We start from the raw sequence: 13,436 nt of genomic DNA, 5'->3' as shown, positions 1-13,436 counted from the left end.
AACGTGTAAGCGTTTGCATATTGATTATTTAATAAAGTCATGCCAGCCAACTTGTCAATTGTTTTGATAATCATTAATGGCCCTTCTAATAATCGGGAGAGTTAACCTGAAAGCCCGAATTTCCAAAAAGGTTAATTTCAGCTGAAATATCGCAATGCTTCTAAAGCTTCGATTAGCACTGAAACCGCCTTTCATCCCAAGACGTTGCATAATATACTTTGTCCGTCGAATATGGAATAAATTCGTTATTATGATAAAGGATTCTAGACGTTGCTGCTCCAATAATTGCTTGCTATACATTAAATTCTGAACCGTGTTAAATGATTTATCTTCTTTCAAAACTCTTTTTGCCGGAACGCCTCTCTCAACCAGATAATTTTTCATCAGATCCGCTTCCGAATGTCGTGAACCAACTGCTCCCCCCGATACAATGATGTATTTGTGCCCATATTGCCGAAAAAGTCTGTAAGCCTCATCCAGTCTTTCCTTAAGCAAAGGATGTATTCGGCCGTCTTTAGATACATAGCCAAGTACAATAAGCGCATCTGCTTTGCCAGGTTTCAACCTAACTGCATGCAGCCAGCATATGTAAGTAAGGACCGCTATCGCCGCTGTTGCAATTATCCATCCCATCCATACCATGACTTGCTCCTCTAGTCGTCAATTTGTTATACTTAATCAAATCAGTTTACAAATTAATCATATCTATTTTTTAAACAATGTCAATACAGTCCTTTGCTTTTTTTGTATTGTGGGGTTAAAGTTTCTCATTCCTGCCTGACTTGCAACTTTTATTCCCTTCGTATTAATGCTACACTTAGAGCAAAGTATGTGTATCATTTAATCAAATGTTTTGAATCTCGATTCATATCTAATATGTTGTCGGAAAGAGGATGCATATCGTGGGAGATTCGGTCAAAAAAACTAGCCATATGTTACTAAAATCCATTAATCAGCAGAAGGTTCTTTTTCTTATTTATTCCGAAGGGCCAATCTCTCGCGTAGAGCTTTCAGAAAAGACCGGACTAAGCAGGCAAACCGTAACAAATATCGTTAACCGCCTGTTGGAGGAAAAAATAATCGTGGCTGGAGAGCTCATTGATCTGGAAGCGGGAAGCGGAAGAAAACGAGTGGGCCTTCATATCAACAGCGGCAGCTTTTATGCCATTGGGCTTGAGCTCGCCGGTAAATATATTCGCGGGAAAGTGTACAACCTGCGTCAAGATGCCGTCGCATCGGCCGAACGCACGATTAACAAATATGGCTCCGTTGATGTGCTGCTGAAGCTGCTCCATGAAGTCATTGATGAGCTGATCAGCCAAGTGCCCAACGCTTCCAAAATAAAAGGCATTGGAATCAGTATACAGGGCTTGGTGGATTCCCAGCATGGCATCGTTCTCCGGACGCCCGGCATAGGTTTTCATCGTCTGCGGCTCAGTCAGCTTCTCGAAGACAAATATCATATTCCCGTGCATATCGAAAATGATGTTAATCTTCTTTCCGTTTACGAAAACATGAACGGGTGCTTGAAAGAATCGAATAACAATATCACAATCAAGTTCGATTATGGTACCGGCGGCGCAATTGTCGTTGATAAACAAATTATAGCGGGTTCCAACTTTGTCGCAGGGGAATTCGGGCATTATAAAGGGTTCCATGGGGAAGACGCTTATCCTTGCCATTGCGGCAGATCCGGATGCTTAACGACGCTAGCTTCCAGCAGCGGGCTAGGTGTGTCTATCAAATGTACGCTGGATGAGTTTGCGGAAGGCATAAAAACGGGAGATGCCAAGTTCCTTAGCTTGTATGAAAAAATTGTCGAAGGCATCTCGGTAGCCCTTTCCAACATTATTACGTTTATTAATCCAGACAGCCTGCTTATGACTGGCCTTGTCATTCAATCGATCAGCCCCGAGATGTTCAGCGACATCAAGGCCAGAGTCATGCATCAACTGCCGGTAACGGTTAATAACGTACAAATGACATACCTCTATAACAAACCGGACGAAACGAAACTTGCTGCCGGTTTAGTGATTAAACGGGCTTTTGAAATACCGCTTAATACTCTATCTCTTTGATCATGTGTAAATGCTCGTTTAAAGGCACTTCCTCTTCATTACGATTTTCGTTCCATACACGTACTGCATCATTGTCGAACTGCTCGGACGTAAACGTCACTTGCTGTGTTGTTTCGCTGTTGTTTACCGCAAATATATACACATGATCATTGTAGCTTTTAACCATCATTCTTAAACCATCTGCTGTTGAATGTGTAATTGCCGGCATAGCTTCTTCGGATAGGATAACAGGTGCCCCCATGCGGTATAGTCGAAATATATCGTTCAGGTTAACGGGAGGGATTGTTTGTTGTGAGAAAATTAATGGGGAAAACCGGCAAAGGCAAAGTCCACGGCATTACGGTCAAACGTTCCTTTCAGGTTCCGCTTGCGCTGCTGTTCGAGGTTATCACGAAACCGGAGCATATGCAGCACTGGAAAGGCCCCCGCGGCTTCGTCATGACGATCGTGAGCGAGGACGTCAGGCCGGGCGGCAAGGTGCATTACAGCCAATCGAGTCCCGAAGGCCAGATCATGTGGAGCCTGCTGGAGTACGTCGAAATCGTGCCAAACGAGAAATTCGTATACACAAACGCCTTCTCCGACGAGGAAGGCAACACGCTGCGCGCTCCTTTTAGCCAGATGTGGCCGCTGCGCATCCTGAACACGCTCACGTTCCGCGAAGATGGCGACATGACGGAGCTGACGATGCACGGCAAAGCCTTCGAGGCGACGAAAGCGGAAATCCAGTTTTTCGAATCGTTTAAGGAAAACGTGAAAGTCGGCTTCTCCGGCACCTTCGAGCTGCTGGACGAATATTTGGCAAAGCTGCAGGAGTAGCTGCTCGTTTGGAGGGGAGCAGTCGATGCTTTGGGGTAATTGCCCAGGGAGAACCGGCTGCGCCGTTCTATGTTCGCGGAGTAAATTTATTTTGATAAATAGTGGGGCAAGTATGGCGAAATTCCCAAGTAGACACCTTGCCCTGCAATTCATTAACGGAGGTAATACGACGATTACGCTGTGTAGCTGCTTTACGTCGCGCTATTCTTGTAATCGGTCGGCGAAAACCCGGTATATTTCTTAAAGCATTGGCTAAAATATTGCGGGTTGCTGTAACCGACCTTATCCGCTACTTCATAGGTTTTCAAATCCGTTATGCGCAGCAGCTCCATTGCCGACTTCATGCGCAATTGCTCAAATAAGTAGGGCTGATATGAACGTATCCTGCGACATCGAGTAGGGAAAGCCCCTCCACCATAAAGTTTTTTTCCATGTAATCCATAGCGGTATGAATATTGCTTTTCATCTGACGTTCGCGTTGATGATTTGCGATATCGACAAAGTGTTTGGTTAACCGACGCAGAGCCGAAAACAACTCATCATTGGTTTGATACCGTTCCACATTTTGATTAAACAGGTAGAAATCCGTTACTTCGCCGGACTCCGCCACCAGCATTTCGCTGTCGCTTATCCATTCCTCAAACTCTTTGAACAGGGGAAGAGTAATTTCCACGCCGATCAAACGCAGTTGCGATAACGTTACATATTTCATTTCCAAAAGCATTTGTTGGATTTCGTCCAAAATGGAGAAGGCTTTATTCTCCAAGCCCAATTTCACGTTCATGGCAAACTCTTTTTCCAGTCCATGCAGCTTGGTTTTTGCAAAACTGGATGGAGGCAAACCGGTATCGCCACTAATTAGCACTCGGTTCTTGCCAATCATATGCCGAAATTCAAACGTCGACTTGGCATCCCGATAGGACAACGAAATATCGCGGCAGCTATCGTAAATAAAGCCGATACCAATGGACACTGTCGTTTTCAGATATTTCTCTATTTTTTGACGCATATTTTCAGCAATTTGAATCATTTTCTGCTGAATCAGGTCTTTCTCTTCCGTTTCAAAATAGATGATAACGATTTCATCATCGTGCGAATGAGACAGACCAAAATATGCGTACGGAAGCCCGCCGCATGGTTGCTCCATTCGCGTTCTATGCCGATCAGGCCGCCCAGCAACGCCGATAAAACCATACGGATTGTTAAATCCAGCCAGGATATCTCCCACACGCTTTCCATCTCCATTAACATCGCCTATCATCCTTTCGCCATTGCCGACACGGAAATGTAATATATTCATTAGAAAGGGGCTGTCTCAAAAATAGTTTTTTTTGCTTGACGAGACAGTACACGTGTTGAAATGTCAGTGAAAATAAAGAAATGGTGGTGCTAGGGAGCCTATCCCTGCACCACCATTTCTGCTTTTTGGTCGATTGCCGCCTTCTTGAGCAAATTATGGGCGAGCGAAATCCACCCGACCTCTAGGCTCACTTTTGGCAGGCCTCGAAGCAGAAAACGTCTTGATCCTCGGTTATTCTTTATTTGCCCGAATACACTTTCCGGCTCAATCATCCTTCGAACCGAGAGGGCGTACCCGTCCTCACTTCTGAGTTTCTCGCGTGCTCGCTGCTTGTAACGCAGATACTTTAGACTCACGCTGATTTCGCGATTTCCTTTTGCTTTCGTACTTGCTTCTCTGAGCGGACAACCTTCGCGCCGGCGCTGAAGGAGTGAATCGACACCCGGTCGGCCAGACGATATTGCCGGATGCCGGTATTCTTCCATCGTATTCTCGGGCGCGTAGCCGAAAGCGCCGCGGTGCGCGATGGTGACGGGATTTTTCTCCGGGAGAACAGGTCGATCCAGGCCAGTGGATACGCCATATAGGAGACGACGACCAGCCCGGCGAGCGCCATAAGCAGCAAGGCGTGGACGATGTACAAATAAACCGTTGAAATCAATGTCTTCTTGCGCATGTGTTATCTCCCCCTGAGGTATCTATTAAAGCAACACATCGCACGATTTACATTTCCGGGTTACAACATTGCATGTCAACGAAAAAAACCGGCCATATCAGATGGCCGGTGGTAACTTGTATGTTGGCGGCCTATACAAGCGCCTCTTCCATGATAGAAATATTGATTTTAATACCCGACCGGCAGTGCGAACAATCTTCCTTCCCCTTGGGCCAGAGTGATGTTCAGTACGCCGGTGCCGGCTGTATAAGTGCCTTGCACGAGCGGGACCTCCGCTCCGGTAGTCTTTGAGATTTCCGTTAATGTGGCCGGTTTTGGATTTAAGTTAAATGGAATATTGGTCTTAACGAAATTATATTCGCGGTTTACCAGCATAATATATTTGCGCCCGCTTGCGTCAGTGAAGTATCCTGTTACCGTTGTTTCATTCATATCCTGCGGCCTGATAAAGAAGCCGGCCGGGATACCGGTCGTTCCCCGGGGCTTATTAAGCCCTGTATGGTAGACAGCTTGGGATGTCAAATCCTTCAAGGTTGCCCCCAAATTTTTCATTTCACCGTTTAACGTTTGAATATGCGAATATGCTGCCGTCTGCGTTCCGTTAAAATCGACGGGCGAGCCGTTGAATACTTCACCCCAGCCGTTTGTTTGCGGACGCCAATACGTAAACCAATACATATTTTTAAAGCCGTAAGCCAGATGCGTGTATACATTGTATCGCTTCTCATTCAGGGTTGGATTGCGATATCTTACGGCACCCGTGTTGCTGTCCGTGATCCCTACGGATTGGAGGAATGCGCCGTACTTCACGTTTTTGTCGATGGCTCTGTCGCGGATCAGCTCAATATTGAGAAAATAATTGACATCGTCGCTCGGGCCGCCCAGGAACGGGTAATTATCGAATTGAATAAAGTCGGCCCCGCTATAGTCTACCCAGTCGTCCACATAGTTCTCGTATTCGCTGCCGAAGCGGGCATTGAACCACATATCGGAATTCGCTTGCTGCACCCCGTTCTTATAAGCTGTTCCGCCTGCGTATGCGCTGGACGAAGAATACACAATCCAGCCTACGTTAGAGCCGGAGTTGCTTGTGAGCTCCCAGTAATAAGACGTATTTGAATTCAATTTTGCAGCGATATAAAAAATCGGCGTATGTCCGGAGTTTGATGAGGTAAGCGTTTTGGATACGGCAATCTTATTCGTTTTGGACGGACTGTCCCATAGGGTAATCGTCAGAGCTTGACCGTTCCAAAGAACAGGATCGATATAGGGTTGAATATAGTATAAGAAACGGTTGACATTGGCAGGTGTTGTAAAGGTTTGGCCAAACGATTGAGTGGATCGAACGTAATCGCCGCTGCCCAATGGCGGATTGACCTTTATATCCGGCGTATTAGGTCTTCTTGTATATAGTTTGTAGTAGAAATCGTAATTTTTGGCTACGCCGTTTACGTAAGCGGTGCCATCCGCATTCGTGCTGGTGCCTGTTGGAGATGAAGTTACCCAACCAACGGAATTGTCGCCGCCGCCGTTATGAGTCAGTTCCCAATAATAAGTCGTATTTGCCGTCAATTGAACGTCCAATGTAAAGATCGGGTAATATTTATATTGCTGATTGGTGGTGGCGCTGGCATATCCCCATACATCGGCTTGCGCAAGCTTGGCGGTTTTGGCCGGACTGTCCCATATTTTTAAGGAAAGCATTTCATTGCTTGACCACTGAACGGCGTCCAGATAAAATTGCATGCTGCGCAGAAAACTGACACCGGCAGGCATCTTGAATGTTTGACCGAGCGGCTGCTGTGCCGTAACAAAAGTACCGCTGCCTCTCGCGGCCGAATTGCTTAGAAACAGCTTTCCGCTTGGAGCCCCTAAAAAATCGCCTTCAGACCTTTCGGATTTGTAAGCAAGCAAGTTGACGTAATAGGATAAATTAGGAGCAAACAATTTGGCCTGCTTATAGGTGTTCGCATATCCTTCCAAATTCCATCCGGCCGGTTCGTCCTTGAGATTAAGACCTTTGACCCGGGCATCGTTTTTGTAAGGAAGTATGGCATTGTTCAACGCCGTAATATCGGCGGAAGTGAATGTTTCTTTGCCGTAAATTGCCGCATCCGTTGCCATAAGGGTAACATTGTTGGCATTGCTGAAGTTAATACCGCTTTCATTCTTGGCTTTGGTCATCAAGCTTTCCGACTCTATGGCCATCACCGTATCGATATTGGCGTTTTTAATCGCTAACCAGTTTGCGTTCGTGTTCATGTCGGTCGAATAGGCCGGTCCTGCAGTAGGCGGTTGCCAGTAGGCACCAATATTGAATGAACCGGTTGGAGAGGCGCTTGCCGAAGACGTTGTCAGCACAATCGCCAGCAGAATCGTCATGAAAATCGCGAACGAGCGTTGCCTCCCTTTATACCTGATCCCCTTCCCAAACGATTCTTTTTCCTGTTTCATTTCGATCAGCTCCTTTGATTGAATCACGATTTGGTAGCGTATACAATTTGGCCATATTGGATATCGGCGACAGCCCGCTGCTCCCGAGCGATGCCGACGCTGGATACATTCTTTTTGCTTTGCTGAATACCAGGCAGACCAAGATGACGGATACGATGGAGCAATGGAAGCGCGAGAAGAAATATCTGGTTACGATCCAATTTTATGTCCCCGATTTGGAAATCCCGAATGTGGCGGGCGACAATATGGCGGGCGGATATATGGCTGCCAAGCATTTGCTTGATTTGGGCCATAAACGAATCGGGATTATTCTAACGGGAAAGTCAATCGTAGAGTTAAACATGGAGTTCTCGCTCCGGCTTCAGGGTTACCGTATGGCGCTTGATAATTGCAGCATTCCTTTTGACCCGGGTCTGGTGCCGCAGGATATCAGTATCATCGGTTATGACGGTCACCCTGCCGGAAAGTGGTCGATCCCCCGGCTAACTTCGGTAGACCAGAATATGCATCTTTTCGGAACTCAGGCCGCAGAAATTCTTATTCAGCATCCCGGCGGAAGCTACCCAGGCGCGATCATCGCTCCGCGGCTTATTGTCAGGGAAAGCACGGCACCGCCAGCCAAGGACTGACTTCGCAGCTGCGGAACAGCTTGAAACGCATGAAGGACGTGGCCTGAAATCGCATAGAACCGGTTGCCGAGGACCGCATGATACTAGCTGTCCTCGGCGAACCGTAACCCCGTGCCGGCTTCAAGCTCTACCCCTTCACACTCCCCAGAACAATCCCCTTTACAAAATAGCGCTGCAGGAACGGATAGACGAGAATGATCGGCAATGCGCCAAGGAAGATTTGGGACGCTTTGGCCGTGCGATCCGATACATCCCTCAAAATCTCGAAATCTTTGCCCGACATCGAAGTCAAGTCAATGTTGACAATAATCGTTTGTAAGTAGGTCGACAAAGGAAAGTGCTCCGGCACTTTCATCAAGATCAACCCGTCGAACCAGGAATTCCAGTGGCCGACAATGGTAAACAACGTAATCGTGGCAATGGCGGGCATGGACATCGGTACGTAAATGCGCCACATAGTCGTCCAATGGCCTGCTCCGTCGATGGAGGCGGACTCGTCAAGCTCCTTCGGCAATCCGCGGAAGAAGTTCAGCAGCAGGATCACATTAAATACCGGCACGGCGCCGGGCAGCACCAAAGCCCACAAGGTATCCATGATACCGGTCCATTTGATCGTCATGTACCACGGGATTAATCCGCCGTTGAACAGAATCGTAAAGACGAAAATCCAGGCATAAGGTGTCCTGAACCGAAATGCCGCCGTTTCCTTCGATAGCGGATAGGCGACCAATAACGTCAGCAGGAGGTTTACTGTCGTTCCCAATCCCACGCGCTGTAACGTAACCAACATCGATTGCATAAATTCCGGTTTTCGGAGAATGAATTCATAAGCGCTGGTCGTGAACCCGACCGGCCATAATTTGACCAATCCCGCCGCAGCCGAGCTGTTGCTGCTAAACGACAAGGCGAGCACGTGCACCAGCGGCAATATGCATACGAGCGCCAGTAAGGATAGAAAAGCGACATTGAATAGATTGAACACCCGGTAGCTTGCGCTTTTTTTCACGACGACATCCTTCCTCTGCTAGAAAATCCGGTAGTTGGCGAAACGATAAGCGAGTAAATAGGATACGGCCACCATAACGAACGAAACAATCGATTTGAACAGCCCCATTGCCGTTGCCAGGCTGTATTGCGCCTGTTCAAGCCCGGTTCGATAGACGAGCGTATCGATAATATCTCCGGTCTCATATACGGATGGACTGTACAAATTAAAAATCTGATCGAAGCCGGCATTCAACACGTTGCCGAGGCTGAGTGTAGCCAAGAGTACGATGATGGGCAGCATGCCGGGCAATGTGATGTGCAACGTTTGTTTCCACCGGTTCGCGCCGTCGATCAGCGCCGCCTCGTACAGAGCCGGATTAATCGAGGTCAACGCCGCTAAATAAACGATCGTATTGAATCCGAATTCTTTCCACACATCGGTTATGACGATCGTGAAGGGAAACCAATTATTGTCCCCGAGGAAATAAATCGGCTGGATTCCGAACGCACCGAGCACTTGGTTGACGATGCCTTGGGACGGAGACAGAATATCGACAAGAATGCCGCCCAATATGATCCAGGATAAAAAATGCGGCAAATAGATCAGCGTTTGAACGCTGCGCTTCAACCAGTTTTTTCGCAATTCATTCAGAAGCAGGGCAACGATGATCGGGACGAGCTGCCCGACCATAATCTTGAAAAATGCAATGTAAAAGGTATTTCCCAGGACGCGTAAAGAGTTCGGCATCTCCAACACATACTTGAAATGCGATAATCCGACCCAGGGGTTGTCCAGAAAGGGGCGTCCGGGCAAAAACTTGACAAATGCGAGCGACAAACCGAAAAAGGGAACGTAACTGTAGATTAAGACCAGCAATAAGCCGGGAAGCAGCATGAAATGAAGCGGAAGTTGACGAATACTTTTCTTGGACAGCATGTTTTCCACATCCCCGAAGCAGAAGAGAGAGAAGAGCTGCAACATTCTTCTCCCTCATCATTAGTCAGTAAAGACTTACCGTGAAGCAGCCCATTCGTTGACTTCCTTGGTAATCTGGTCGCCGCCGAGTTTCTTCCAATCGGAAACAAACTTATCGAATTCATCGATACCGGCTGCGCCCATAATGATCTTGGTAAACGTTTCTTTCATGAGTGTTTCGAGCGTACTGTTCTTTTCGCCCATCGTTGGCGTAGGCGGTCCGAAATATTCGCTGCGCAAGAAGAGACTTTGATCCAGCATCTGTTCGATTACTTTGTAGCTGCCTTCCGGACCGAAAACTTTATAATAGCCCCAGTTCTTTTCGTCGCCTTCGAGATACTTGGCAATTAACGGCAGTTGACCTTCTTTTGCCGACTTCAGGCCTTCCATATCGTTGGCCTCCAGCAGTTTCTTCGCTTTGCGGTAGACATCCAGATTTTCCGTAATCGGAGCGCCGGCGAGAATGACATATTTGAAAGTTTCAATGCCGTCGTACTTGCTGTCCGTCGTTTCCGGCTTATTTACATGAATGCGATCGTAAAAGAAATTCATCATTTTGAGCGCAGCTTCAGGATGCTTTGCATCTTTACGCACGACATAGTATTGTCCGCTAGGCACGTCGAACGGAACCTGGCCGATTGCCGGTTGACCGTCTACGGATGGAAGCAGGTAGGGCTCCCATTGCATGGACGGATCGAGATTTCTGCCGTCTTGAATCGGCCAGATCGGCGTCCACATCGCGCCGTAGTACATGCCGAGCTTTCCGCTCGTTACGGCTTCAGCAACCTTGCCGCCGTCCCTCGTTCCGAATTCCTTGTCGATTGCCTTTGCGGCATACAGCTTTTGCAGCGCGGCAAGCGCCGTCTTCATCTCCGGTTGAATGTTGCTGTTTACGATTTGTCCGGATGCGTCCTTCAACCAGGTATTGTAGTATGCATGATACCCGTTGAGGAAGCCTTCAAAGCCGGGGAATCCGCCGTTCAAGTCCTTGGATAAGCCCAACCCGTACGTATCCGCCTTGCCGTTGCCGTCGGGATCCTGCGACGCAAAAGCTTCGGCGATTTTCTCGACGTCGGCCATCGTTTTCGGATCGGGAAGATTCAGCTTGGCGAGCCAGTCCTTGCGCACCCACAGCAAGGGAACTTCGTCGATATCCGACCCCAGCCGCGGCAGACCGAGCAATTTTCCGCCGAACGTTGCAGAGCTCAATGCCACGCCGCCGTCGTCGGAAAATATTTTCTTGGTAAAGTCGGAGGCGTAGCTTTGATAGATGTCCGTCAAATCCGCCAACTGTCCTGCTTCAGCCAGCTGTTTCAGTTGACCGCTGTTGACGGTCATAATGTCGGCCAAGTCGTTGCTGGCGATCGACACGTTCAGCTTCTGGTAATATTGATCGATCGGTCCTTGCAGCGTCCACTCGTATTTGACTTTAACGCCGAGACCTTCTTCGTAATTACGCGTCCACACATTGTCTGTCGCAGATTCGCCTTCGATGAATTTCACGTTCTCGTCGTAGGGACGGATAACGGACACTTCGATCGGCGGATCGTACTTGCCGAGCGGATCTGCGGGCGCAGCCGAAGGTGCGGATGCCTCCGCATTCTCGCTGCCGGATGTCGGCTGCAAAGCGCCCGCGTTGGATGGTGCGTCGTTGTTGTTCCCGGAGCTGCAGCCGGACAACACGACGACAAGCACGAGCGCCGCGGCAAGCACCAGGGAAATGGCTTTCTTTTTGTTCACATGGTTCCCCCCAAATCATCGATTGTAGAAGATGTCTCTTCTTACTTTCTTAGTATAGAGGCGTGCCCGCAAACGCGAAATTGGACGATTTCGACTATTCTTGCTCTCTCGTTACCAGTCTCCATTACATCCGGGATTGCTCGCGATACTCCTGGGGAGTTAGACCTACCGCTTTTTTAAAAAATCGGTTGAAATACGCAGCGGACTCGAAGCCCACCTTGACCGCAATATCCTGCACCTTGTCGTCGGTCTTCTTGAGCTTTTCCGTGGCGGCGGCCAGCCGCGCGGACATGATGGTATCGGACAAGCTCTCGCCGGCAATCTGTTTATACAAGCGGGACAAATAGGAAGGATTCAGCGCGACGACTTCACCGAGTCGGACTTGCGACAGATCTCCGGCCAAATTCGCTTCAATATAGGTTCTGATCCGGTGAATCACACTTTTACCGTACTGCTTGTTCAGCGACTCCTTGCGCGAGAAGACGGCGTCTCCGAGCTCCGTTGCCAGCGACAGAGTCGTCTCCCAGTTCGCATTCGCGTCAAGCTTAAGCAGACGGTCCATGATCGTTAAGACCATCGTCGTCTTGAGCAGCCCTTCGTCGGCCAATACCGTCATGAGCATCGAGATCAGCCGATAGGCCGCCATCAGCTTCAATTCGACATTCCCGTCCGAAAGATTCGAAAGCTCCACCAGCTTTTGCCGGAAGTCGTCCTTCTGACCGCTCTCCATCAACACGCCCAGCTCGTCGATGAGCTTGCCGATCTGCCTGGCACTGTATTCGACAGGTGCGGTTTCCGCAAAATCCCCTTCGCTGTCCATATCCGTCAGGAGCAGCTCATGACCCAGGCCGCCTCCTCTTCGCATCACCCTGTTCAGCGAATCGTGCCGGGCCGCGATCTGCGGCCATTCGCAGCTTGAATAAGCCATGACGAACGAAAGCTTTAGACGAAGCAATTGCTTGCAGGACTGCTGAATTCGCTCGAATGTGCCTTGAAGAAGCTGCGACAGGTCCGCCCGCTCCCCTTCTGCGTTTCGTTCGTCGGCTTGGATCATCCAGGCCATACGGTTCTTCTCGTAAACAAATGATTTGGCGTTTAAAGCCCCCGCCAAATATTCCTGCGCAATATTTTGTACGGCGAACAGCAGCAGCCTCTTGTCGGCTTCCCTGTAATCGGCCCATTCGTCCACGCGGGCAATCGCCAGCCATACCGGCCGATCGTAGGCAAAGGTAAGCTTCAAATCGGCAAATTGCTCCCCGAGCCGTCGGCCGGCCGTCTTCTCCCCCTGCAGAAGGTCGGTCAGAAATTCATTTTGCAAATAGGGCAAAGCGGCCATAAAACGGGACTTTGCTTGCTCGAATTGCTCTTCCTTGACAAACTCGGCTTCCAATTCTTCCAGGGCTGCACGAATGGCGCGAAGCACCGGCTCGTCTCCATCGGTTTTCAGAATATAATCTGCCGCCCGTTGATGAATGGCCTCTCTGGCGTAATCAAAATCGTCGTGCCCCGTTAAAAAGATGACTTTGCATCTGGGCCACTGCCGTTTGATGTGCCGCTGCAGCTCCAGCCCGTCCATGCCCGGCATGCAGATGTCGGTCAGCACGACGTCGATGGTCGTTCTTTGCAGCCAATCCAGAGCTTCGAGCGCGGACGCGGCCTTATACACTTCCAATTCGGCGAAATTCGCCTCCTTCACCATCGATGTCAGTCCGTTTAGAATGAACAGCTCATCATCCACAATTAAGATTCGGCGCATGCTCGTTTCCTCCGTTCATTG

At 48.9% G+C, this 13,436-nt stretch carries 14 protein-coding genes and 1 pseudogene; 3 read left to right on the top strand and 12 right to left on the bottom strand.

Features of this window, described 5'->3' with window-relative positions; genetic code table 11:
• Positions 1–54: 54 nt before the first annotated feature.
• Positions 55–642, bottom strand: a complete 588-nt coding sequence (locus H7F31_RS08470; protein WP_187103784.1) for a YdcF family protein — start codon at positions 640–642, stop codon at positions 55–57.
• 251 nt (positions 643–893) lie between these two features.
• On the opposite strand from H7F31_RS08470, the gene H7F31_RS08465 reads away from it, so the two are divergent.
• Positions 894–2,078: an ROK family transcriptional regulator gene (locus H7F31_RS08465; protein ID WP_261800351.1), complete on the top strand. Its 1,185-nt coding sequence runs from the start codon at positions 894–896 to the stop codon at positions 2,076–2,078.
• Here H7F31_RS08465 and H7F31_RS08460 read toward each other — a convergent pair.
• The gene (locus tag H7F31_RS08460) at positions 2,059–2,247 is read right to left on the bottom strand and encodes a hypothetical protein (RefSeq protein WP_187103782.1); all 189 of its coding nucleotides are present in this window, start codon (positions 2,245–2,247) and stop codon (positions 2,059–2,061) included. The genes H7F31_RS08465 and H7F31_RS08460 overlap by 20 nt on opposite strands.
• Before the next feature lie 122 nt (positions 2,248–2,369).
• On the opposite strand from H7F31_RS08460, the gene H7F31_RS08455 reads away from it, so the two are divergent.
• Complete coding sequence (locus H7F31_RS08455) at positions 2,370–2,897, top strand: SRPBCC family protein (RefSeq protein WP_261800350.1); 528 nt, start codon at positions 2,370–2,372, stop codon at positions 2,895–2,897.
• 191 nt (positions 2,898–3,088) lie between these two features.
• Here the strand turns inward: H7F31_RS08455 and H7F31_RS08450 are convergent, their stop codons facing one another.
• The 6 genes and pseudogenes from H7F31_RS08450 to H7F31_RS08425 all read right to left on the bottom strand — a co-directional run bounded on the left by H7F31_RS08450 (position 3,089) and on the right by H7F31_RS08425 (position 7,327).
• Positions 3,089–3,241 carry a helix-turn-helix domain-containing protein gene (locus H7F31_RS08450; protein ID WP_187103781.1) on the bottom strand — a complete coding sequence of 51 codons (153 nt, stop codon included), beginning with the start codon at positions 3,239–3,241 and terminating at the stop codon, positions 3,089–3,091.
• Positions 3,238–4,044, bottom strand: coding sequence for a CdaR family protein (locus H7F31_RS08445; protein WP_187103780.1), 807 nt, complete (start codon positions 4,042–4,044; stop codon positions 3,238–3,240). Before H7F31_RS08445 ends, H7F31_RS08450 begins: the two co-directional genes overlap by 4 nt.
• Positions 3,996–4,148, bottom strand: a pseudogene (locus H7F31_RS08440) (MgtC/SapB family protein); the annotation flags it as partial. The pseudogene H7F31_RS08440 and the gene H7F31_RS08445, both read right to left, overlap by 49 nt.
• Before the next feature lie 147 nt (positions 4,149–4,295).
• A complete protein-coding gene (locus H7F31_RS08435; protein ID WP_261800349.1) occupies positions 4,296–4,553 on the bottom strand; it encodes a transposase in 258 nt (85 codons plus the stop codon).
• Positions 4,550–4,873 carry a hypothetical protein gene (locus H7F31_RS08430; protein WP_187105685.1) on the bottom strand — a complete coding sequence of 108 codons (324 nt, stop codon included), beginning with the start codon at positions 4,871–4,873 and terminating at the stop codon, positions 4,550–4,552. Before H7F31_RS08430 ends, H7F31_RS08435 begins: the two co-directional genes overlap by 4 nt.
• 168 nt (positions 4,874–5,041) lie before the next feature.
• The gene (locus tag H7F31_RS08425; protein WP_187103779.1) at positions 5,042–7,327 is read right to left on the bottom strand and encodes a hypothetical protein; all 2,286 of its coding nucleotides are present in this window, start codon (positions 7,325–7,327) and stop codon (positions 5,042–5,044) included.
• Positions 7,328–7,374: 47 nt separating this feature from the next.
• Here H7F31_RS08425 and H7F31_RS08420 point away from each other — a divergent pair, with 47 nt between their 5' ends.
• Positions 7,375–7,956, top strand: a complete 582-nt coding sequence (locus tag H7F31_RS08420; RefSeq protein ID WP_187103778.1) for a substrate-binding domain-containing protein — start codon at positions 7,375–7,377, stop codon at positions 7,954–7,956.
• Positions 7,957–8,083: 127 nt separating this feature from the next.
• Here H7F31_RS08420 and H7F31_RS08415 read toward each other — a convergent pair whose 3' ends face one another.
• The 4 genes from H7F31_RS08415 to H7F31_RS08400 all read right to left on the bottom strand — a co-directional run bounded on the left by H7F31_RS08415 (position 8,084) and on the right by H7F31_RS08400 (position 13,415).
• On the bottom strand, positions 8,084–8,962 hold the full coding sequence (locus H7F31_RS08415; protein ID WP_187103777.1) for a carbohydrate ABC transporter permease: 879 nt from the start codon (positions 8,960–8,962) through the stop codon (positions 8,084–8,086).
• 18 nt (positions 8,963–8,980) lie between these two features.
• The gene (locus H7F31_RS08410) at positions 8,981–9,880 is read right to left on the bottom strand and encodes an ABC transporter permease (protein WP_187103776.1); all 900 of its coding nucleotides are present in this window, start codon (positions 9,878–9,880) and stop codon (positions 8,981–8,983) included.
• Between the two features lie 75 nt (positions 9,881–9,955).
• The gene (locus H7F31_RS08405) at positions 9,956–11,659 is read right to left on the bottom strand and encodes an extracellular solute-binding protein (protein WP_187103775.1); all 1,704 of its coding nucleotides are present in this window, start codon (positions 11,657–11,659) and stop codon (positions 9,956–9,958) included.
• 124 nt (positions 11,660–11,783) lie between these two features.
• Complete coding sequence (locus tag H7F31_RS08400) at positions 11,784–13,415, bottom strand: response regulator transcription factor (protein WP_187103774.1); 1,632 nt, start codon at positions 13,413–13,415, stop codon at positions 11,784–11,786.
• Positions 13,416–13,436: the final 21 nt, after the last annotated feature.

The sequence above is a fragment of the Paenibacillus sp. PAMC21692 genome (assembly GCF_014303795.1).
GTDB lineage: Bacteria > Bacillota > Bacilli > Paenibacillales > Paenibacillaceae > Pristimantibacillus > Pristimantibacillus agaridevorans.
The sequence above is the reverse complement of the archived record's forward strand: the minus strand, read 5'-3'. Positions and strand labels throughout refer to the sequence as shown.